This window comes from Pseudomonas sp. R3-56, from assembly GCF_051132075.1.
Taxonomy (GTDB): Bacteria; Pseudomonadota; Gammaproteobacteria; order Pseudomonadales; family Pseudomonadaceae; genus Aquipseudomonas.
Map to the genome: position 1 here is coordinate 2,910,888 of NZ_CP071657.1, position 22,166 is coordinate 2,933,053.

At 64.0% G+C, this 22,166-nt stretch carries 18 protein-coding genes; 11 read left to right on the forward strand and 7 right to left on the reverse strand.

Annotated elements, in window-relative coordinates:
* Positions 1-122 precede the first annotated feature (122 nt).
* Positions 123-1,685, forward strand: coding sequence for a L,D-transpeptidase family protein (locus J3P96_RS13180; protein ID WP_434657775.1), 1,563 nt, complete (start codon positions 123-125; stop codon positions 1,683-1,685).
* Here the strand turns inward: J3P96_RS13180 and J3P96_RS13185 are convergent, their stop codons facing one another.
* Positions 1,686-2,318, reverse strand: a complete 633-nt coding sequence (locus tag J3P96_RS13185) for an NAD(P)H-dependent oxidoreductase (RefSeq protein ID WP_434657778.1) — start codon at positions 2,316-2,318, stop codon at positions 1,686-1,688.
* Between the two features lie 86 nt (positions 2,319-2,404).
* Here J3P96_RS13185 and J3P96_RS13190 point away from each other — a divergent pair, with 86 nt between their 5' ends.
* The 3 genes from J3P96_RS13190 (at position 2,405) to J3P96_RS13200 (ending at position 6,685) form a co-directional block, all read left to right on the forward strand.
* Positions 2,405-3,034, forward strand: coding sequence for a TetR/AcrR family transcriptional regulator (locus tag J3P96_RS13190; protein ID WP_434630927.1), 630 nt, complete (start codon positions 2,405-2,407; stop codon positions 3,032-3,034).
* Positions 3,035-3,527: 493 nt separating this feature from the next.
* Entirely contained in the window at positions 3,528-5,054 is a 1,527-nt protein-coding gene (locus J3P96_RS13195) for an alpha-amylase family glycosyl hydrolase (protein ID WP_434657780.1), read from the forward strand.
* Between the two features lie 23 nt (positions 5,055-5,077).
* Positions 5,078-6,685, forward strand: coding sequence for an alpha-amylase family protein (locus tag J3P96_RS13200; protein WP_434657782.1), 1,608 nt, complete (start codon positions 5,078-5,080; stop codon positions 6,683-6,685).
* Here J3P96_RS13200 and J3P96_RS13205 read toward each other — a convergent pair.
* Entirely contained in the window at positions 6,674-7,657 is a 984-nt protein-coding gene (locus tag J3P96_RS13205) for an SDR family oxidoreductase (protein ID WP_434657785.1), read from the reverse strand. The two genes, J3P96_RS13200 and J3P96_RS13205, sit on opposite strands and share 12 nt — an antisense overlap.
* Positions 7,658-8,224: 567 nt before the next feature.
* On the opposite strand from J3P96_RS13205, the gene nirB reads away from it, so the two are divergent.
* The 3 genes from nirB (at position 8,225) to J3P96_RS13220 (ending at position 11,771) form a co-directional block, all read left to right on the forward strand.
* Positions 8,225-10,786 carry a nitrite reductase large subunit NirB gene (nirB, locus tag J3P96_RS13210; protein ID WP_434657789.1) on the forward strand — a complete coding sequence of 854 codons (2,562 nt, stop codon included), beginning with the start codon at positions 8,225-8,227 and terminating at the stop codon, positions 10,784-10,786.
* Complete coding sequence (gene nirD / locus J3P96_RS13215; protein ID WP_434600836.1) at positions 10,786-11,157, forward strand: nitrite reductase small subunit NirD; 372 nt, start codon at positions 10,786-10,788, stop codon at positions 11,155-11,157. Before nirB ends, nirD begins: the two co-directional genes overlap by 1 nt.
* 173 nt (positions 11,158-11,330) lie before the next feature.
* The gene (locus tag J3P96_RS13220) at positions 11,331-11,771 is read left to right on the forward strand and encodes a CBS domain-containing protein (protein WP_434657790.1); all 441 of its coding nucleotides are present in this window, start codon (positions 11,331-11,333) and stop codon (positions 11,769-11,771) included.
* Between the two features lie 192 nt (positions 11,772-11,963).
* On the opposite strand, the gene J3P96_RS13225 is transcribed toward J3P96_RS13220, so the two are convergent.
* From J3P96_RS13225 to J3P96_RS13240, 4 genes are read right to left on the reverse strand one after another with little or no spacing between them, the layout of a single operon-like run.
* Positions 11,964-12,446, reverse strand: a complete 483-nt coding sequence (locus J3P96_RS13225; protein WP_434657793.1) for a response regulator — start codon at positions 12,444-12,446, stop codon at positions 11,964-11,966.
* Positions 12,443-14,755, reverse strand: a complete 2,313-nt coding sequence (locus tag J3P96_RS13230) for an ATP-binding protein (protein ID WP_434657796.1) — start codon at positions 14,753-14,755, stop codon at positions 12,443-12,445. The genes J3P96_RS13225 and J3P96_RS13230 overlap by 4 nt, the downstream gene beginning before the upstream one ends.
* The gene (locus tag J3P96_RS13235; RefSeq protein WP_434657799.1) at positions 14,752-15,420 is read right to left on the reverse strand and encodes a response regulator; all 669 of its coding nucleotides are present in this window, start codon (positions 15,418-15,420) and stop codon (positions 14,752-14,754) included. Before J3P96_RS13235 ends, J3P96_RS13230 begins: the two co-directional genes overlap by 4 nt.
* Positions 15,417-16,601: a sensor histidine kinase gene (locus J3P96_RS13240; RefSeq protein WP_434657802.1), complete on the reverse strand. Its 1,185-nt coding sequence runs from the start codon at positions 16,599-16,601 to the stop codon at positions 15,417-15,419. The genes J3P96_RS13235 and J3P96_RS13240 overlap by 4 nt, the downstream gene beginning before the upstream one ends.
* Positions 16,602-16,776: 175 nt before the next feature.
* Between J3P96_RS13240 and J3P96_RS13245 the strand changes: the two genes are divergently transcribed.
* From J3P96_RS13245 to J3P96_RS13260, 4 genes are all read left to right on the forward strand, one after another.
* Positions 16,777-17,298 carry an SgcJ/EcaC family oxidoreductase gene (locus J3P96_RS13245; RefSeq protein WP_305500949.1) on the forward strand — a complete coding sequence of 174 codons (522 nt, stop codon included), beginning with the start codon at positions 16,777-16,779 and terminating at the stop codon, positions 17,296-17,298.
* 150 nt (positions 17,299-17,448) lie between these two features.
* Positions 17,449-17,958 (forward strand): sigma-70 family RNA polymerase sigma factor, encoded by a 510-nt coding sequence (locus tag J3P96_RS13250; RefSeq protein ID WP_434657805.1) that lies wholly within the window; start codon positions 17,449-17,451, stop codon positions 17,956-17,958.
* Positions 17,958-18,899 (forward strand): FecR domain-containing protein, encoded by a 942-nt coding sequence (locus J3P96_RS13255; protein ID WP_434657808.1) that lies wholly within the window; start codon positions 17,958-17,960, stop codon positions 18,897-18,899. The genes J3P96_RS13250 and J3P96_RS13255 overlap by 1 nt, the downstream gene beginning before the upstream one ends.
* Before the next feature lie 67 nt (positions 18,900-18,966).
* Positions 18,967-21,390 (forward strand): TonB-dependent siderophore receptor, encoded by a 2,424-nt coding sequence (locus tag J3P96_RS13260; RefSeq protein WP_434657811.1) that lies wholly within the window; start codon positions 18,967-18,969, stop codon positions 21,388-21,390.
* A gap of 218 nt (positions 21,391-21,608) precedes the next feature.
* On the opposite strand, the gene J3P96_RS13265 is transcribed toward J3P96_RS13260, so the two are convergent.
* Positions 21,609-22,010 (reverse strand): hypothetical protein, encoded by a 402-nt coding sequence (locus J3P96_RS13265; RefSeq protein ID WP_434657814.1) that lies wholly within the window; start codon positions 22,008-22,010, stop codon positions 21,609-21,611.
* Positions 22,011-22,166 lie beyond the last annotated feature (156 nt).

Here is a 22,166-nt window from a genome sequence, read left to right on the forward strand (position 1 = left end):
AAGCTGACGCTGGCGTTCGTTTGCGGCATCCCGTCCGGTTTTGTTTGTCTGCATGATGGCGGGTCGTACCTGTCGCAAAAAATTCACCGTCAACGAGACGGCCATGGATTGGAGTAAAGCAGTTGTTCAAAAAGCCCGCATGTTACCTGAGCCTTTTATTGCTCGTTGCGCCATTGGTCGCGACAGCCGAGGGGGGCGACCCCGCGCACGCGCAATCGACCTTGGCACAACTGTCGGTCAACTGCCCGGAACTGGCCGCGGGCGTCGATTTTTCGACGGTGCTGAGCTTGCAGGCCTTGTACCAGCAAAACGCAGGCCAGGCCATCTGGGCGGACGATGAGCGGTTGCAGGCCTTGCAAGTCCAATTGCAACAACTGGCCGACGATGGCCTGGATCCGAACCGCTACCGCCTGCCCGGCGAAGGCGCCTATGCCAATGCGGCCTGTACCGACATCGCCATCAGCCAGCGCTACCTGCAAGCGCTGCATGAGCTGCGTTTCGGCTACCTGCCGCAGAACCGCCTGGAGCCGATCTGGAAGGCCAATCCGCAGTTGCCGGACCGTCAGGCCATGGTGCTGCACTTCGCCGTCGCCGGCTTGCACGACCCCGCCGAGGCGTTCGAACAGGCGCGGCCGCCCTTGGACCTGTATCGCAACCTGCGCGAACTCTACGCCCGGCAACGCCAGCTACCACTGGCTGATTGGCAGTCAGTGCCGGCCGGCCCATTGCTGCAACCCGACAAACGTGACGCCCGCGTGCCCGCGCTGGCCCGGCGCCTGTTCAACGAAGGCTACCTGAGCGTGCCTCCGCTGGAAGCCGATGAGCACTACAGCCCGAGCCTCGTGGAGGCGATGAAAAGCTTCCAGCTCCACCATTCACTGCAAGCCGATGGGGTAGTGGGGCCGTGGACGGTTACCGAGCTGAACGTCAGCCCGGCCATGCGCCGCGAGCAATTGCGGATCAACCTGGAGCGCATGCGCTGGCTGGCTCAGGATCTGGAGCCCGACAGCGTGCTGGTCAACGTGGCGGCGGCGCAGCTGACGGTCTACCAGGCTGGCGCCCCGGTATGGCAGACCCGGACCCAGGTTGGCCGCGCCGAACGCCAGACACCGTTGATCAAGTCGCGTATCACCCGACTGACGCTGAACCCGACGTGGACTATTCCGCCGACGATCATGCGCGAGGACAAACTCCCCGAGATCCGCCGCGACCCGGAGTTTCTCACCCGACACAACCTCAAGGTGATCGATCGCGATGGCTTGCCCCTGGCGGTGGAAAATATCGACTGGGATCACCCTGGCAATCTGATGCTGCGCCAGGACGCCGGCTCGAAAAACCCCTTGGGTAAACTGGTCGTGCGCTTCCCCAACCCGTTTTCGGTATACCTGCACGACACGCCCAGCCAGGCACTTTTCAGCAAAGGTCCGCGGGCGTTCAGCTCAGGTTGCGTACGCATCGAGCAAGTCATGCATCTGCGCGATCTGCTGGTGACACCGGCCGAACGCACGCGCACCGACACCTTGCTGGCAAGCGAGTTGACCCATGAATTCAGGCTGGCCAAGCCCATGCCGATCCTGCTTGGATACTGGACAGTGCAAGCGGACAGCCAGGGGCGGGCGGTGTATATCCCGGATATCTATCAGCGCGATGTGCCCCTGTCTGCCGCCGACCGTCGAGCACTCTGATCATGCACACGCGGCGTTGGCTTCTACGGGCGTGGTCTGCTCGATGGCCGAGAGCACCCGCTGGCCGAGGGCTCGGGCCGTTTGCAGATGTACGTCCGGATCAAGGGTCTCCGAGTCCAGCAAGCGCTCGGAGCTCACCACGCGGGCACCGCAGTAGCCGAAGATCCCGTGGTCGATCTGCGTGACCATCGCCTGGTCGTAGCCGTGGCGTTGAAAACTGTCGGCGTCGGCTCCACCGAGGGCGACCAGATGGACCCGCAAATGCTGCAGTTTCTGCACAAAGAACTCGTCGAGCTTGAAGTCGAATGCCCAGCCATTGGAGAACACCCGATCAATCCAGCCCTTGAGCAACGCCGGCATCGACCACCAGTAGATCGGGTAGACCAGCACCAGGGCGTCGGCCCGTTCGATCCTGGCCTGCTCGGCCAGCACGTCGGCAGGTGGCAAGGCCTCACGGTGGTGGACGGCATGGTCGGCAAAGCCGAAGCGTGGATCGAAGCCTTCAGCGGCCAGGTCGGCGATTTCGAAGGTATCGCTGGGATTGGCCTGGAGAATTCCATTGCCAATGGCCTGGGCAAGCGCATGGGTCAGGGAGCGGGGGTCATGATGAGCAACCACGATAAGGGCGTGCATGGCGAATCTCCTTCTGGCATTACCCGAGGTCAAGCGAGTATGCTGGGTTAAGTTACGGTTAGTAAGCTACGGTTGGTAAAGTTAGCATGTCAAGCACAGATGAAAATGCACCGCCCATTGCCGCGCCTCGTCGCCGACTTTCCCGCGCCGATCGGCAACGGCAATTGCTGGATGTCGCCTGGCGCCTGGTTCGGGAGGAGGGCAGCGAAGCGTTGACCCTGGCCCGGCTGGCCGACCAGGCAGGCGTCACCAAACCCATCGTCTACGACCATTTCATTACCCGATCGGGGCTGCTGGCGGCGCTCTACCAGGATTTCGATGCTCGCCAGACGGCTCTCATGGACGCTGCGCTCGACGCCAGCGAACCCACGTTGCAGAGCCGTTCGCGGGTGATTGCCGAAGCGTTCGTCGAATGCGTCCTGCTTCAGGGCCGGGAGATTCCGGGCGTCAGTGCGGCGCTCTCCAGTTCACCTGAACTGGAGAGCATCAAAAGGGAGTATGAAAGGCTGTTCCTGGATAAATGCCGGGCGGTGCTGGAGCCGTTCGCCGATAGCCGGGGCCTGTCCCAAGCGAGCCTGCGCGCGATGCTCGGGGCCGCGGAAGCGTTGTCCGATGCGGCGGCCAACGGCGAAATCAGCGCGGACGAGGCCAAGCAGGAGCTGTTCGTCAGCATTGTGGCGATGGTCAACCGGGCCGCTGGCATCGCCTCCAACTGATCGGGCGATTCGCGAGCAGGCTCGCTCCCACATGAGCGGCCCGATCCTGAGGCAGGGACATCGGTCTGACTTGATATTTGTCGCGCCGGAGCAGGTTAGCGTGGCGAGGGAGCTTGCTCCCGCTGGCCTGCGAAGCGGGCCCCAGCAACCTTTCAGGCAGACTGTATCCGCCGGTTTGCGACTGCTGCGCAGCCGAGCGGGAGCAAGCTCCCTCGCCACGGGTTCTGAGTTGGTCAGGCTGACGCTTTCGCGAGCAGGCTCCCTCCCACAATGGACCTTTGTGAAGCCTGTCCCCTGTGGGAGCGAGCTTGCTCCGGGCGGCGATCCGACGATGACGGCGGCACATCCAACATCTCTTCCGCTGATTCACTCCCCATCAAGAAAAAACGAACCCCAAGCCCCTTTTCCGGTTCTTAACTGATGTGCCTTGATGAAAGGACAGCAGGCGGGGCTGCGGTCTTGCCCACCACACACTGCGATCAGAGGAGGCGACATGCCCAACTCCTTCCCTTCGCCCTGGTGGAAGAACGCCGTGATCTACCAGGTTTACCCTCGCTCCTTCGCCGATGCCAACGGCGATGGCGTCGGCGATCTTCCCGGTTTGACAGCACGCCTGGACCATCTGCAACGCCTTGGCATCGATGCGTTGTGGCTCTCGCCAGTGTTTCGCTCGCCCATGTGCGACGCAGGCTACGACATCTGCGACTACACCGACGTCGATCCGCTGTTCGGCAACCTGGCCGACCTCGATGCGTTGATCGCCAAGGCTCACGAACGGGGCTTGAAGGTCTTGCTCGACTTTGTCCCGAACCACACTTCTGACCAGCATCCCTGGTTCATCGAGTCGCGCTCCAGCCGCGACAACCCCAAGCGCGACTGGTACATCTGGCGTGACCAGCCGAACAACTGGCGAGCCTCGATTGACGGCGGCAGCGCCTGGACCTGGGACGAAACCAGCCAGCAGTACTACCTGCACTTCTTCCTGCCCGAGCAACCGGATCTGAACTGGCATAACCCGCAAGTCGTTGCGGCCATGCATCAAGTGCTGCACTTCTGGCTGGAGCGTGGCGTGGACGGGTTTCGTGTCGACGTGGTGCATTGCGTCGGCAAGGACCAGAGCTTTGCCGATGACCCGCGCTGCATGGCCGGTGAAACCATGGTCAAGATCAACGATCAGCCCTACAGCCATGAAGTGCTCCGCGGGCTGCGGCGCCTGGTCGACAGCTACCCCGGTGAGCGGGTGCTGATCGGCGAGGTCAACATCCGTTCCACGGCCCAGGTGGCGGCCTATTACGGCGCCAGTGACGAACTGCACATGTCGTTCAACTTCCCGCCGCTGGATGCACCGTGGGACCCGGTGGTGTTCCGTATGTGCGTACGCGAGGTGGAAAACGACCTCGGCCCGTTGCAGGCCTGGCCGACCTGGGTGCTGTCCAACCATGACAACAGCCGCCACCGCAGTCGCTACGGCGGCTCATTGCGCCGGGCGCGGGCCGCGGCGGTGATGCTGCTGACGCTGCGCGGCACGCCGTTCATCTATCAGGGCGAGGAGCTGGGCCTGGAGGATACGCAAGTGACCGCCCAGACCCGCGTCGACCCCGGCGGACGGGACGGCAGCCGGGCGCCGATCCCCTGGACGGAACAGGCGCCTCACGGTTGGTCGGGTCGGGCGCCATGGCTGCCTTTCGCTGCGGATGCCGGCCGGTTGTCGGTGGAGACCCAAGAGCGCGACGCCGATTCCGTGCTGGCGCTTTACCGACGGTTGCTGGCGTGTCGGCGCAATAGCCTGGCGCTGCGCCTGGGCGGCTGGGAGGAACTGCCCTCGCACCCGCAGGTGCTGGCTTATCGTCGCTCTTGCGAGGGCGACGAACGCCTGGTCTGCATCAATTTCGCCGACAGCGAGCACACCTTTCCGCTGGCCGACCCCTGGCGAGTTGAAATCGCCAGCGATGGCGCGGATGAAGGCCAGCCGTTCAGCGGGCGTCTGGCTGCCGAACAGGCCCTGATCCTGTGTCGATAACCTCTGTCGATAAGGAGTGACCGATGAAAGCCAACTGGCACCGAAATACCTTGATCTACCAGATCGACCCCTCGCTGTTCTACGACAGCAACGGCGATGGCCGTGGCGACCTGAAGGGCATCATTCGTCAGCTCGATTATCTGCAAGCGCTGGGCGTCGGCGCACTCTGGCTGATGCCTTTGTACCGGTCTCCGTTCAAGGACGCCGGTTACGACGTCAGCGATTTCATGGCGCTGGACCCGCGCTTTGGCAGCGAAGAGGACTTGCGCCAGTTAATCGTCCAGGCCGGAGAGCGTGGCATCCGGGTCATCCTCGAACTGGTGGTGCAGCACACCAGCGACCAGCATCCCTGGTTCCTGCGGGCGCGGCGCGACAAGGACAGCGTCTACCGGGATTATTACCTGTGGTCCGACACGCCGGTGGACGACGGCAACCAACCGATCTTTCCGTCGGTGGAAGACAGCATCTGGCAGTGGGACGAACAGGCCGGGCAGTACTTTCGGCATCTGTTCTATCGCCATGAGCCGGACCTCAATCTGGCGAACCCGCGGGTGGTCGAAGAGATCGAGCGGATCATGGATCACTGGCTCGAACTGGGGATCGCCGGTTTTCGTCTCGATGCCGCTTCGCACCTGGTTGAGCAGGCCGGTGGCGGCGATGAAGAGCAAGGCGTGTGGTTATTGGAACGGCTGTTCAAGCACATGACCCGCATCAACCCGGAAGGCGTGCTGATGGGCGAAGTGGATGTCGAGCCCGAGCGCTACAGCCATTATTTCGGCACCGGCGAACGCCTGGGCCTGGTGCTGGATTTCTGGGTCAATAATCATCTGTTCCTGGCCTTGGCCCGAGGCGAAGCCGAGCCTCTGCAACGGGCCATTGGCCGCCGCCCGGCACCGCCTGACGGCGCCAACTATGCGGTGTGGCTGCGCAACCATGACGAACTCGATCTTGAACGCTTGACCGAGCAGGAGCGTGAGGAGGTGATGCAGGCCTTCGCCCCGGACCAGAACATGCGCCTGTATGGCCGCGGTATCCGCCGGCGCCTGGCGCCGATGCTCGACGGTGATGTGCATCGCCAGGCGCTGGCCCAGGCGCTGCTGCTGTCACTGCCCGGAACACCCATCGTGCGCTACGGCGAAGAAATCGGCATGGGCGATGACCTGTCCCGTCCCGAACGCCTGTCGGTGCGCACGCCCATGCAATGGAGCGATGAAGCCAACGCCGGCTTTTCAACCGCTCAACGCCTCGCCGCGCCGGTGATCGATGAAGGACCGTTTGCCTACACGCAGTTGAACGTCGAGGGCCAACAGGACGATCCCGATTCGCTGCTGGCTCGGACTCGCCGGCTGCTGCTGGCGCGCAGGCGCTTGCGCGAGGTTGGCGACGGCAAGGCGCAACTGCTGACGGTCGACCATCGTGCAGTCTTCGCCATCGCCCATGAGTGCGACGCGACCTCGGTGATGCTGGCGAACCTCAGCCCCGAGACAGTCACTGTGCAGTTGCGGGAAGTGGATTTGCAGGGGTTCGAGGAAGTCCTCTCGGACCGCGCGTATCCGGCCTCGACCGCAGCCAGCCTGACATTGCATGGATACGGTTATCGCTGGTTCCGGCGCACCGGCTCAAAACAGTAGCAGCACCACAGCCAGCAACCCACCGGTGGCCAGCAGCAACGCGGACACCTGGGTCGAGCTGAAAGCCAGCGCTGAATCCTTCGAGCGGCCATTGAACCGCCCGCGGGTACGATGCAAGGGCTCCTGCGGTTCGAACAGATTGTCCGGGCGCTGGCTGTCGTCGTCTTCGTCGGTCATTTGCCCGGCGTAAGCGCTGCGGGCCAACAGACGATCGAGCAGGCCCGGCATCAGGCAAGTGCCGACGATCGCCTTGAGCGAGGCGACGCCCAGCCACAATTCCCGGGGAGTACGTTTCACTACGCTGAAAATCGCCCGGGCGGCAACGTCCGGGTCGTGGATCGGCGGAACCGGTTGCGGGCGCTTGCCGAGCTTGTTGCGGGCCCAATCGAACTGTGGCGTGTTGATCGCCGGCAGTTGCACCATGCAGACCTTGATGTCGCTGTGTTCGTGGAGCAGTTCGCAGCGCAAGGAATCGGTGAAACCACGCACCGCGAACTTGGCCGCGCAATAGGCCGCCTGCAGCGGAATGGCCCGGTAGGCCAGCGCCGAACCGACCTGGATGATCACCCCGCGATTGCGCGGCCCCATCAGGTCCAGCGCCGCGAGCGTGCCATGCACCGTGCCCAGGTACGTGACCTTGGTGACCCGGTGGATTTCTTCGGCGGTCAACTGGCGGATTGGCGACAACACCGTGACCATCGCGCAATTGATCCAGACGCCGACGGGCCCCAGCTCGCGCTCCATCCGTTGCGCTGCCTCGAATACCGCATCGGCGTCCGCGACATCGACGCTGATCGCCAGGCTCGTCGCGCCCAGTTGCTTGAGTTCTTCTTGCGTCGCCGCCAACGCTTGTTCGCCCCGGGCCAACAGCCCGACCCGATAGCCGGACGCGGCAAACCGCTGGGCGGTCGCGCGGCCGACGCCGGCAGTGGCGCCGCAGATCACAACGACAGGTGGGTTTCGCTCATCCATTGCGTTCATCCGATCAATTGCTGCGCCTGGGGCGCTTATGGTTTCGCTGGGATGGCCAAAGGCAGGGTCTGGCGCCTGGCCCGGTTTGCATTAATTGTGAAAATCCGCGTCGGCGATGGTTCAGGATTTTTGCCGGCGGGCATCAGGACCTGCACTTTTATGAAGCCCGTGGCGGGGGATCGCACCATCGCAAGGCAATGAGTGGTGCTGCTGTGGACGGAGCTGATGCAGGTCGGCTTCTTGTGACTGGGCCGGCCTCTTCGCGGGCAAGCCCGCTCCCACAAGGGGTTGCGGGCACAGGACCGAAGACGGAGGGCGGGCAAAAATGAAGTCTGGCACGCTCGCTGCAAGAGGCTTGGCAGGCCCACCGCGAACACAATCGAGTGGGCAGCCCCGTCGGTCAACGAAGATCGAGCGCCAGCAGGCCGGGGGATATTACGGTAGGTCAGGGCGCAGTCGCCGGATCGATACCGCACAGAACAGGCAAAGACGCCTGGAACCGCAAGGTTTCAGGCGTCTTTTTTTTGCTTTCAAAAAACCGTGATGGGCTTTTGTCGGGTGCTTTTTATGAATTCCAACGTTGCTTCCCTGAACAAGCTGCAAACGCTGATCGTGATCGGCAATGGCATGGTCGGCCATCACTGCGTCGAGCAACTGATCGAGCGCGGTGCCCTCAATCATTACCGCGTGCATGTGTTCAGCGAAGAGCCGATGCGTGCCTACGACCGTGTGCATTTGTCCGAGTATTTCTCGGGCCGCGATGCCGAGTCGCTGGCCCTGGGCGAAGCCTCGTTGTACCAGACGCCCGGCGTCACGCTGCACCTGGGCGTGCCGGTGCTGGAAATCGATCGCCAGGCGCGCCAGGTTGTCACCGCCACCGAGCGCCTCGGCTACGACAAGCTGGTGCTCGCCACCGGTTCGTACCCCTTCGTGCCGCCGATCCAGGGCGCCGAAGGTGATTCGTGCCTGGTCTACCGCACCCTTGAAGACCTCGACGCCATCCGCGCCGCCGCGAACAATTCCCGGCGTGGCGTGGTCGTCGGTGGCGGCCTGCTGGGCCTGGAAGCGGCCAATGCCCTCAAGACCCTTGGCCTGGAAGCTCACGTGGTGGAATTCGCCCCACGGCTGATGCCGGTGCAACTGGACGAGCAGGGCGGCCTGGCCCTCAAGGCGCGCATCGAAAAACTCGGTGTCGGCGTGCACCTGTCCAAGGGCACCCAATCCATCAGCGCCGGTGAGCAATACCGTTACCGGATGAACTTCGCCACCGACGACTTCCTGGAAACCGACCTGATCGTGTTTTCCGCCGGTATCCGCGCCCAGGATGCCCTGGCTCGCCAGTGCGACCTGCAGATCGGCCCGCGCGGTGGCGTGGTGATTGACGACCATTGCCAGAGCAGCGACCCGGACATCTATGCTATTGGCGAATGCGCCGCCTGGAATGGCAGCATCTTCGGCCTGGTCGCGCCGGGCTACCAGATGGCCCGCAATGTCGCGGCGCGCCTGTGCGGCGAGGCTGGCGAGGCGTTCACCGGCGCAGACATGTCCACCAAGCTCAAACTGTTGGGCGTGGACGTCGGTTCCATCGGCGACGCCCATGGCAACACGCCGGGTGCGCGCAGCTTCCAATTCATCGACGAAACCAGCGCCAGCTATCGGCGCCTGGTAGTGGACGCCGACGGCAAGCGCGTGATCGGCGCGGTGCTGGTGGGCGACAACAGCTATTACGACACCCTGCTGCAATACATGCAGAACGGCATCGCCTTGCCCAAGGACGCCGCCAGCCTGATCCTGCCATCGTCCGAGGGCGCTCCGACACTGGGCCCGGCGGCGCTGCCCGAAGCGGCGACCATCTGCTCGTGCCACAACGTCACCAAGGGCTCGATCTGCGCGGCCATCGACGGCGGCTGCAGCGATCTCGGCCAGCTCAAGTGCGACACCAAGGCCGGTACCGGTTGCGGCGGCTGCGCGGCCTTGGTCAAGCAGGTATTCGAACACGAGCTGATCGCCCGTGGCGTCAGCGTCGACAAGAGCCTGTGCGAACACTTCGCCTACACCCGCCAGGAGCTCTACGCACTGGTGCGGGTGGAGGGGATTATCAGTTTCGAAGAGCTGCTGGCCAAACACGGTCGCGGGCATACCGGTTGCGACCTGTGCAAGCCGGCGGTGGGTTCGATCCTGGCGTCGTGCTGGAACCAGCCGATCATGGACGCGCACCTGGTGCCGCTGCAGGACACCAACGATACCTTCATGGCGAATATGCAGAAAAACGGCACCTACTCGGTGGTGCCGCGTATCGCCGGCGGTGAGATCACCGCGGACAAATTGATCGCCATTGGCGTGGTCGCGAAGAAATATGACCTCTACACCAAGATCACTGGTGGCCAGCGCATCGACCTGTTCGGCGCGCAGTTGCACCAGTTGCCGGACATCTGGGCCGAGCTGATCGAAGCCGGTTTCGAGACCGGCCACGCCTACGGCAAATCGACGCGTACGGTGAAGTCCTGCGTCGGCAGCACCTGGTGCCGCTACGGCGTGCAGGACAGCGTGCAGATGGCCCTGACCATCGAGGACCGTTACAAGGGCCTGCGCTCGCCGCACAAGCTCAAGTTCGCGGTGTCCGGTTGCACCCGTGAATGCGCCGAGGCGCAGAGCAAGGACGTGGGTGTGATCGCCACGGAGAAGGGCTGGAACCTCTACGTAGCCGGCAACGGCGGCATGCGTCCACGCCACGCCGAGCTGTTCGCCACCGACCTGGATGACGCCACGCTGATCCGCTACATCGACCGGTTCCTGATGTTCTACATCCGCACCGCCGACAAGTTGCAACGCACCTCGGTCTGGCGCGAGAGCCTGGAAGGCGGCCTGGACTACCTCAAGGACGTGATCATCCACGACAGCCTGGGCCTGGGCGCCGAGCTCGAAGCGCAGATGCAACTGGTGGTCGACCGCTACGAGTGCGAATGGGCCAACGCTCTGAAGGATCCGGAAAAACTCAAGCGCTTCCGGACCTTCGTCAACGACAAGCGCGGCGATCCGGACGTCCACTTTGTCCGCGAACGCGGCCAGCGCCGGCCGGTGCATGCCGGCGAACTTCACCTGATTCCCGTCACCGAGGAGGTGCTCTGATGAGCCAGTCAAACGTCGTTCGTATCGCTCAAGAACCCGTCCAATGGCGCACCCTGTGCAGCCGCGAGGACCTGGTGCCCAATTCCGGCGTGGTTGCCTGGCATGACGGCCGCCAAGTGGCGCTGCTCTACCTGCCGGAGCATACAGACAAGCCGCTGTACGCCGTCGACAACCGCGACCCCAAGTCCGGCGCGAACGTCATCGGTCGTGGTCTGCTGGGCAGCATCAAGGGCGAACTGGTGATCGCCTCGCCGATGTACAAACAGCATTTTCGCTTGGAAGACGGCCATTGCCTTGAATATCCCGAACAGCGCCTGCGGGTCTGGCCGGTGCGGTTGAACGGGGATGTGGTGGAGATTGGCGCGGACTGATCCGTGCTAAGGCCGCCTTAGTGGTGCTTTTGTGGCGAGGGAGCTTGCTCCCGCTGGACCGCGCAGCGGTCCTAAAATCTTGCGGTCGCTGCGCACTGGAGCGCCAGCCCGGCCGAGCGGGAGCAAGCTCCCTCGCCACGACAGCGGGTTTTTTTCAAGTTTGGGGATTAGTCATGAAAACCGCCGCTCAACTGGTAAAGCTCAAGAGTGTGCAGAACCGGCAGGTCCACAGCATCGCGCCGGACCAGACCGTGCTCGAAGCGCTGCAGATCATGGCCGAGAAAAACGTCGGCGCGCTACCGATGATCGAGGCCGGCGAGGTGGTGGGGGTGTTCAGCGAGCGGGACTACGCGCGCAAGATGGTGCTCAAGGGGCGTTCGTCAGTGGGCACCACGGTACGCACCATCATGAGCGCGCCGGTCATCACCGCCAGCAGCCAGCAGAGCATCGAACGCTGTATGGAAGTCATGACCGAGAGCCACCTGCGCCATCTGCCGGTGCTGGATGACGGCGAGTTGATCGGCCTGCTGTCCATCGGCGACCTGGTGAAGGAAGCGCTGGTCGAGCAGGCGGACCTGATCCGCCAGCTGGAGCATTACATCCGCGGCCACTGAACCCACCCGTTGCAGGGAGGCACAGCTCTTGTGACCAGGGAGCTTGCTCCCGCTCGGCCGGGCTGGCGCTCCAGTGCGCAGCGACCGTAAGATTTTTGGGGCCGCTACGCAGCCCAGCGGGAGCAAGCTCCCTCGCCACACTAGGTCTGCAACTTCACCCCAACGCGGATTAATAGCCGCGATTACGCCACGCTACGCTGACGGCTCGATGCGCTGGTCAGACGTCCCTCGATGCTGGCGCAACAATTCGATCTGCTCGGCGGGAATCAATGTACGCAGCGATTTGTACAGGGCTCGGGTTTCCAGCAGATTCCAGACCCGCAGCATGGTTTCCAGGGCGTCGAGGGGCTTGCTGATGAAGTCCCGGGCGCCTAATGCCAGGGCCCGCAGGCGGGTGTCGCGGGTGGCGTCGGCGGTCAGTACCAGGATCGGCAGGTAGTCATTGGCCGGGATGCGCCGGTTGAGCTGCTCCAGCACGGCAAACCCGTCGAAGGCCGGCATGTGCAGGTCGAGGATGACCAGGTCCGGCTCAAAACTGTTGAACAGGTCGAGTGTGCGCAACGGCTCGGTGCTGCTCAGCACGTTGTGCAGCCCTTCACGGGCCAGCAGCTGTTCCATCAACTCAAGGTTGGGGCGCTGATCGTCGATAATCAGGATGCGCAGATCGCGATTCATGCGGACTCCGGTAAATAACGTTCAAGGTGGCCGAGGAAGGCCTGGATATGAATGGGCTTGGTCAGGATCGCCGTGGCGCCGGCCTCGCGCAGGGCGCGGTGAGTGAGGTCGCTGGCATCCGCGGTGATCATCAGCACGGGCGTGGACGCGGTCGCTGCAGACTGGCGCAAGCGACGCAGGACTTCCAGCCCCTCCAGGTCCGGCAATGTCACGTCCAGCAGGATCAACTGCGGCGCGTGCTGGCGCGCCAGGTCCAGGCCCAACTGGCCTTGCATGCTTGATAGCAGCTGGATGCCCGGGCGACGCTGCATCAGGGTTTCGATCAAGGCGAGGCTCGACAGGTTGTCTTCGATGCACAGGACCTTGCCGTCGAACTCGGTGCGCGGGCGGGTGGTTTCCAACGCCGCCAATGGCGGCAGCTGGGCGCCGGACACCTGGGCAGCAGGCAAACGCAAGGTGAAGCAGCAGCCTTGTCCCGGTTCGCTAAGTACCTGAAGGCTACCCTGCATCATCTCCAGCAAGCTTTTGCTCAGGGACAGTCCCAGGCCCGTGCCTTCGACCTGCGGGTCGGCGCCGAGGCGTTCGAACGGCTTGAACAACTGGTCCAACTGTTCGGGGGCGATGCCGTGCCCGGTGTCGCTGACGGCAATGCCCACCTGTTGGCCCTCGACGCTCACTTCGATACGCACCTCGCCGCCGGGCCGGTTGTACTTGATGGCATTGGAGAGCAGGTTGAGCAGCACCTGGACCAGGCGCTGGCGATCGGCAAGCACGCCACTGCCTTCGGGCAGCGCGGGCAGGGCGGCCAGATGAATTCCTGAATCCGCGGCCATCGGCGACACCAGCGTCAAGGCTTCGTGCAGCACGGTCGGCAGGGCGATTGGCTCGATGTTCAGGGGCAGCCGGCCGGCTTCGATCCGGGCGATGTCGAGCACTTCGTTGATCAACGCGAGCAAATGCTGGCCGGCGCGCAGGATGTGGCTGACCTGCGGGCGCTGGCCGGCGACCGAGTCCATGTCTAGCAATTGCGCGAAGCCGAGGATGGCGTTCAGCGGCGTGCGCAACTCATGACTCATGCGCGAAAGAAATTCGCTCTTGGCCCGGCTCGCGCTTTCCGCTTCCTCGCGGGCGGTACGCAGGGCGATTTCAGCGGTGCGCCGGTCGGTGATGTCGCGGGTGATCTTGGAAAAGCCACGCAGCGCGCCGGTGCTGTCGTATTGAGTGGTGATGACCACGCTGGCCCAGAAGCGACTGCCGTCCTTGCGGCAACGCCAGCCTTCTTCCATGTAATGGCCGTCACGGGTGGCCTCGCGCAGGGCCATTTCGGGGTGGGCCGGGCACTCTTCGGCCAGGTAGAACAGCGAGAAATGCCGGCCGAGTACCTCCTGTTCGGTATAGCCCTTGATCCGCTCGGCCCCGGCATTCCAGGTGATCACATGGCCCTTGGCGTCGAGGGCAAAAATGCCGTAGTCCTTGACGCCATCGATGATCAGCCGCAGGCGTTCCTCGTTATCGCGCAGGGCGCGCTCGCGTTCGGCGAGCAACTGCCCGGCTTCCACCAGGCGAGTGCCCAACTGGCCGATTTCGTCTTTCTCCGGCGGTTGCGGCAACAATGGCTGGCCCAGCGCCAGGCGCTGGGCGTTGCCTTGCACCTGCTGGACCCGGGCGACAATGCCCTTGGACAGGAACAGCACCGCGACGATCGCCCCGAACAGCCCGCACACCGCCGCCAGCAACGTCGCGAACAGCAGCCGCATGCGCGTGGCCGACGCGGCGGCGCTGCGGTCGGCGAGCAGGGCATCCTCGCGGATGCGCATGGCGCTGATCTGCTCGCGCAGTACGTCGAGCACCTGTTTGTTTTCGATCAGGATCGCGGTGATGGCCGCGGTGTCGTCGGCCTTGCCGGTGCGCAACGCCTGCAACCCGGCAAGCTTTTCGGTAATTAGCGGGGTAATGGTCTTGAGGTGCTCGCGCATCCTCGCGTCACGGATATTGTGATCCAGGCGTTGCAATGCAGCCTGGATCCTCGGGGTGGCCTGTTCGTAGCCGGGCAGGAAATCTTCACGCCGGGTCAGCAGGTAACCGCGCACGCTGGCCGCGGCCTCGGCCAGCAATGTGTGCACGGCCTGGATGTCGCCCTGGACCAGCAGCACCCGGCGCACATCCTCTTCGGCACGGGCCGTCTGGCGTTCGGTGATGTAGATCAGCACCAGCGACAGCAGCAGGACCACCAACGGCAGCGAGATCACCACCAGCGCCTTGCCCCGCAACGGCAAGTCGGCCCATCTCCGGGCGGCCAGAAACCTCATGGCCATTGTCCGCTGGGTTGCGCCACCAGGCCCAGGGCAACGCCGCGCACCGCCGCCTGGGTCCGGTCGGCGGCGCCGAGCTTGCCGATGACCCGCTCCACATGCGCTTTGGCCGTGCCGGGGGCGATGCCGAGCTTTTCGCCGATCTCGCGATTACTGAACCCACCGGCCACCAGCCCGAGTACCTGGCGTTCGCGCGCGGTCAGGGCCTGGACGGGCGTTGCACCGTTGGCGCTGCGTTCGGCCATGCGGCGCAACAGGCGGGCGCTGACCGAACTGTTCAGTGCCTCTTCTCCCTGGGCGACCCGCCTGAGGGCCTGGAGCATTTCCTCGCGGCTGGCATCCTTGAGCAGATAGCCGACGGCACCCGCACCGATGGCCGCTTCGAGGTGGTCGGGGCTGTCGTCCATGGTGAAGATCATCACTTTGATCTGCGGCTGGCGTTGTTGCAGGATGCGCGCCGCGCCGAGGCCGTTGAGTACGGGCATGCGGATATCGAGGATGGCGATGTCCGGCTGTAGCCGCTCGCACAGGTCGAGCGCTTCCTGGCCGTCGCAGGCCTGGCCGACGACTTCGAACCCTTCGGTACCGGCGAGCATGGAAATGAACCCGGTGCGGGTCACTTCGTGATCATCGGCCAACATCAGGCGCAAGGGACGACTCATGGCTGTGCTCCGTGGGCTGGCAACGGCACGCTGGCCAGCAATCGAGTGCCGCGGGCGGGTGCGCTACGACAGTCCAGTTGGCCGCCCAGCAGGCTCGCGCGCTCCTGCATGGCGGCCAGGCCGAGGTGGCGGGTGCCATTGGTCTCGATGGGTTGTTCCAGGGCGAAGCCGCAGCCATCGTCCTCGACCCGCAGCCAAGCCTGGCCGTCTCGCAGCGCCAGCCCGAGGGAAACCTGATTGGCCTGGGCGTGCTTGAGAATGTTGTTGATGCCTTCCTGGGCGATGCGAAACAGCGCAATCTCGGTATTGCCCGGCAGGCGCGCGATGCTGTGCTCGACCCAATCGACCCGGAGCCCGGCGTCACGCAGACGATCGGCCTCCTTGTCGACGGCTTTGTACAAGCCGAAATCGTCGAGGACATGCGGACGCAGGCCGCCGATCAGTTGCCGACCTTCGCCGACGCAGCCCTGGGCCAGTTCGAGAATGCCCCGCAGTTCATCGGCCAGCGCCGCCGGTAAAGGCGGGCAGCGACCGGCGAAGCCCTGGAGGCGTTGATGCAATCCAGCGAGGTTCTGCGCGAGGCCATCGTGCAGGTCGTAGGCGACGCGCTTGCGCTCGTCCTCTTGGGCGCTGAACAATCGATGGACCAGCTCGGACATGGTCCGCTCGCGGGCCTGGAGCGTTTGCAGCAGGCGGCTGTTCTCCAGGTGCGCCGCCAACAGCGTGGCCAGCAATTGCAGCGATTCGATGTCTTCATTGTCAGGGGCGCCCAAGGGCACGCTGTTGCCTAATAGCAGCGCGCCGAACGCAACGCCGTCGGACCCGCGCAGAGGGATCCGCAGGATCTGCGGCAACGGCGTGCCGGGGCGATCCATCCACTGCGAAGCGGGCGAGGGCGGTTGGGCCAGCTCGGCGAGCAGCTCGAGGCGCTCGCCGCTGCCGTGGCTGGCGACGGTCTGCAACAGGCTGTCAGCGTTCCATTCCAGCAACAGACCGTGATCCATGGCGACGAACGCGCACGCACGTTCCACCGCGCGTTGGCGCATCTGCGCCAACGGCAAGCGGGTCAGTTCGTGCCCGGTGCCCAACAACAGGCCCAGGCGCGCCGCCCGGCTTTGCGACTGGCGGTACTGGGTGCGGATCGCCAAGGCGCTGCCAGGGTCATGGGGTGGGCTTTGCATGGGGAACTCCAGCGTGGAAGGGGAAACCGGCGCGGTTGGTGATGGTTTCATTAAACCCTGTGATCGACACCCGGCCTATCTGCCGAATGGCATAGGCGATCGGCACCGGTTGGCCGATGGCGAGGCTCGCGAAGGCCGGCACAGTGGGCTCATTGAAACCCAAAGGAACGCTACGATGAAAATGAAAACCTGTGCCATTGCCGCTTTTCTCCTGCTGGGCGCACCCCTTGCCCAAGCGCTGGAGACCACGCCGTTTGTCTACAGCACCGTGGCCGAGCAGCCGCAGAACGTCAACGACCGTGAAATCGCCGGGCTGTTCGACCGCTGGAACGCTGCGTTGAAGACCGGCAGCGCCGTCGCGGTCACCAGCCTGTACGCCCCGGATGCGATTCTGCAACCGACCGTCTCCAACAAGGTGCGCAGTACCCCGGCGCAGATCCAGGACTATTTCGTGCACTTCCTGGCGGCCAAGCCGGTCGGGGTGATCAACTACCGGGAAATCCGTCACCTGGGGCCTGACGCGGCGATGGACAGCGGAGTCTATACCTTTACGCTGACCCAGGCCGACGGTTCCAAGCGGGAAGTGCAGGCGCGCTATACCTTCCTTTACGAGCGACTCGACGGCCAGTGGAAAATCATCAACCATCACTCGTCGGCCATGCCGGAAGTACCGAAGACCCTGCAGGCCAGCCACTGACGGCAGGCAATATACGGCGCGCCCTGGGTGTCCAAGGGCGCCTGCTTCGCCAGACGTTTTGACCGTCGATGAATTAAAGCCTTGGATTCACCTGGGAACATTAATTAGAATCAGTCTCATTTAAGACATTCTTGCCCAGGGCCACTTCACATGCTTGATGCAGCTAAGCCGGCGGAGCACGCCCTCGACGCGTTATACCGTGACCATGGCGGTTGGCTGGAAGGCTGGCTGCGACGGCGCATGGGCAATGCCTGGGATGCCGCCGACCTGCGCCAGGATACGTTCCTGCGCGTACTGTCCAGCGCCCAGTCGCTGGCGGACCTGCATGAACCGCGCGCCTACCTGTTGACGGTGGGCAAGCGCTTGTTGAGCAATTTCTACACGCGCCGCCATCTGGAACAGGCTTATCTCGACGCGTTGGCCAGCCTCCCCGCCGAATGCGTGCCGTCTCCAGAGCAGCGGTGGCTGCTGCTGGAAACCCTGCAGGCCCTGGACGAGTTGCTCGATGGCCTGCCGCCGATGGTGCGTCGGGCGTTCCTGTGGAGCCAGCTCGAAGGCCTCGGTTATCGCGAGATCGCCGAGCGCCTGCAAGTCTCCGAACGCACCGTGAAGCGTTATATGGCCCAGGCCTACGAATATTGCCTGTTGGTGGACTTCTGATGCGCCAGGCTCCGTCGGCCGATGCCCGTGAAGTCGCCCGGGCGGCGGCCCGCTGGCTGGCGCTGATCGAGTCAGGCGCCGATGAATTCGATCATGGCGCGTTGCAGCGCTGGCGCGAAAGCAAGGCCGAGCATGAAGCGGCCTGGCAGAAAGCCCAGCGCCTGCGCCAGCGGTTTGCCGAGGTGCCGTCATCGTTGGGCCTGGCCACCCTGGATCGTCCCGCACTGGCCCGTCGCAGCGTACTCAAGCGCGCGTTGGGTGTCGCCGCGCTGGTACCGACCGCGTGGTTGCTGGGACGTGAACTGCCGCTGGAGGCCTGGCGCGCCGACCTGCACACCGCCACCGGGGAACGCCGTCGGTGGACGCTGGCCGGTGGCAACGTTTTGCAGTTGAACACCGACAGCGCTGTGGACCTTGACCTTGGGGCGCGCCGCCTGATGCTGCTGCACGGCGAGATCGCCCTGAAAGTCGTCGACGTCCCCTTGGCGGTCCAGCTGCCCTACGGTGAGGTGAGCGTCGGCCGAGGCGAAGTCTGTATTCGCCTTGATCAACGCAGCTGCCGGGTTTCGGTAGTCAGCGGCGCGGTGCAACTGCAGCCTGCGCAAGGGCAAGCGCTGAGGCTCGAAGAAGGCCAACAGGTCAACCTAAGTGCCACTGGCGCGGCTGCGACCAGCACGTTCGACGCCGGGCAGATGGGCTGGCGTGAAGGCGTGCTCGTGGCGCAGAACCAGCCGCTGGGGGATTTCCTTCGGGAGCTGGACCGCTATCGCCCCGGCGTGTTGCGCTGGGACGAAGGGCTGGAAGCGCTCCGCGTCACCGGCAGCTTCCGCCTGGAAAACACCGACCGGATCCTCGCGCTGCTCTCGGCCAGCCTGCCGCTTGAGGTGCACATGCGTACCCGCTATTGGGTCACCTTGACGCCGCGAAAAAATATCGCCTGAAGCCTGTCCCCTTTTTTTGTCTCGCTTGTCATTCAAGGCAACTGAACAAAAAACGAGAGTTGCTCCAATGCCCGCAGCAGTATCTTTACGTTTTCGTCCGGCCCTTGCTGGCTGGCGCCCGTTGCTGAACCTGAGCCTCATGCTGAGCCTGAGCTCCGGTGCGTTTTTCATCTCGCCCAGCCAGGCCGAGGAAAGCGCCCGGCGCAGCTATCAGGTTCCCGCCGGCAGCCTCGGCGCCGCGCTGACCCGGTTCGCCGGCCAGGCTGGCGTCAACCTCTCGGTGGACCCGGCCCTGGTGAGCGGTCGCAACAGTGCCGGGCTCGCTGGCGAGTTTGGCGTGGAGGAGGGCTTTGCCCGGCTGCTGCAGGGTTCTGGCCTGCAGCTGCAGCCAGTAGGGGAACAGGCCTACATGCTCACTCCTGCGGCGCAAGGCAGCAGCCTGCAACTGGCGCCGACCTCGATTTTCGGCGCCACCGGCGCGACGCAAGGCGATCCCTACGCAGGGGGGCAGGTGGCACGGCGTGGATCCCAGGGCTTGCTCGGCTCCCGTGACTTCATGGAAACGCCGTTCAGCATGACCACCTACACGGGGGAGACGGTCAAGAATCTGCAAGCCCGGACCCTCGGTGACCTGGTCGCCAGCGACCCCTCGGTGCGCGCCACCAACCCGGCGGGCGGGCGCTATGAGCAATTCACCATTCGTGGCTTGAGCCTGTTCAACAGTGACGTGGCCTACAACGGCCTTTATGGCGTGCTGCCGACTTATACAATCGACATGGAGATGGCCGATCGTGTCGACATCCTCAAGGGCCCGACCCAACTGATCAACGGGATCTCGCCGCGAGGCAGCGTCGGCGGCGGGATCAACATAGTGCCCAAGCGGGCCACCGATAAGCCGATCACATCCCTGACCGGCAGCTATGCCTCCGACAGCCAGCCCGGCGCTGCCGTGGATGTCGGCCGTCGTTTTGGCGAGGACAACCAGTTCGGTGTGCGTTTCAACGGCGTCAAGCAGGCCGGCGACACCGACTGGGATCATCAGCGCGTGGATCGCCAGATGGCCGTGCTGGGCCTGGACTTTCGTGGCGAGCGCCTGCGTCTTTCTACCGATATAGGCCACACCGAGCGTGACACCGACGCACCGCAGGAGCGCGTCCAGGTCGGCGCCGCCGCGCCGGTGCCGCACGCCAGCGATGTGCGACGCAATTACGCGCAGCATTGGAGCAAGGCGCGTACCGAGGACACCTTCGGCGCTGTGAACGGCGAATTCGACGCCAGCGATTCGGTCATGCTCTACGGCGGTGTCGGGGCGCGTAAAAGCAACCACGACTTTCTGCGGCACAACGTGTCGGTCACTAATGCGGCTGGCGATTTCACCGTGTCGCCCCGCGACTTTACCCGGGACGAGAATGTGCGGACGGCCAATGGCGGGGTGCGCAACTGGTTCCAAACCGGCCCGGTGAGCCATGAGCTGAACCTGGCGGCCAGTTATTTCTACATGGATTTCGAGAACGGCGGCGCCCGTTATGCCAACGGGCGCAGCAACCTCTATGACCCGGTGCCGACACCGACGCCGAACACCCCCACACGGCCGGACCCGAAGGTCTACACCGAGAACCACTTCAGCGGCGTGGCGCTGTCCGACACCCTGGGTTTCTTCGATGACCGCCTGCTGCTGACCCTGGGCGCCCGCTGGCAGCGGGTGGAAGTTGACGACTGGTCCGATGGGGTCAAGGGTCCCACCGCCTATGACGAGGAAAAAGTCTCGCCGTCGGGCGGCATCCTGTTCAAGGCCACCGACAAGCTGTCCCTCTATGCCAACTACATGGAAGGCTTGAGCCAGGGCAAGATCGCGCCGACGTCCTCGGACAACAGCGATGAAATCTTCCCGCCGTTTATCAGCCGCCAGGTCGAGGTCGGGGCCAAGTACGATGCCGGCGCGCTGGCCGTTACCGCCGCGGTGTTCCGGATCAAGCAACCGGCCTATGCCACCGACGCCACGACCAACGTCTTCGGCCCGAACGGCAAGCGCGAGAACACCGGCGCGGAAATCAGCGTATTCGGTGAACCGGTCAAGGGATTGCGCCTGCTCGGTGGCGTGATGTACATCGACAGCGAACTGACCGATACCACCAACCCAGCGTTTGACGGCAACCGCGCGCCGGCGACACCGGAGTACAACGTCAACCTGGGTGCCGAATGGGACGTGCCGACTGTGCAGGGGTTGACCCTGACCAGCCGCGGCATCTATTCCAGCTCGCAATACCTGGACCCGTCCAACACCAAGGAAATCGATTCCTGGGAGCGGTTCGACGTCGGTGCGCGGTATGCCTTCAAGGTCGATGACAAGCACATCACCTTGCGCGCCAATATCGAGAACGTGGCGGACAAGCGCTATTGGAGTTCGGCCGGGGCTTCGGACGACAGCGAGCCGGGGCTGACCCTGGCGACGCCGCGCACTTACCTGGTGTCGGCGACTGTCGATTTCTGACCGGAGTTGCTGTTTATCCTGTGGGAGCGATCAGCCATGAAATTCTGGTCGCCCAATCCAACTGTGGGAGCGAGCCTGCTCGCGAAGAGGCCGGCACGTTCAACATCTTCATTGAATGTGCTACCGCTTTCGCGAGCAGGCTCGCTCCCACAGGGATCTTGGGCGGCCATAATATTCAGGTCGCCAGGGGGATGCATTGGCCTTTTAAAAAGGCAATGTCAGCCGTCGCGAAACAGGTCGTGGGCATCCAGCAGCCGCCAGGCGATTTCAGGCCGTTTCTCCAACCCCCGACGAATCGCCGCCGGAATCGACTGGCGGATCTTGCGGCACAGGCCTGGCTGGTCCTGGAATTCGATAGCAATGCCGCGCATGGTCCGCACTTCGTTGTAACCCGGCTCGATGGTTACCCGTACGCCGAGGTTTTCATACAGCCGCTGCTGCAAGCGTTCAAGCTCGTCCAGGCTCTGGATGTTTTCCAGTCGCTCAAGCAGGCGTTTTTCTTCCTGGCGATTCAGGCAAAGGATGCGCAAATCGCTGCCTGGCGTTTGCAGCAACGCATCACGCCCGCAATCACAGACGCCGGGCGGGCAGGGGGGACGGATCGGCATCGACGCGGTCATGGGCTCCACAAGTTCTGCGACACAACAAAACCGCCTTTGGGCGTAGGGACGACCCCGGCAATGTGATGCCTCGCGGCGCGCTGGTCAACCCTCCACAGGGGCCGCTTGTCCGCGTCCGGATAGGGGCCGCTCGTCTGTTTTGCCGCAATCCGATCA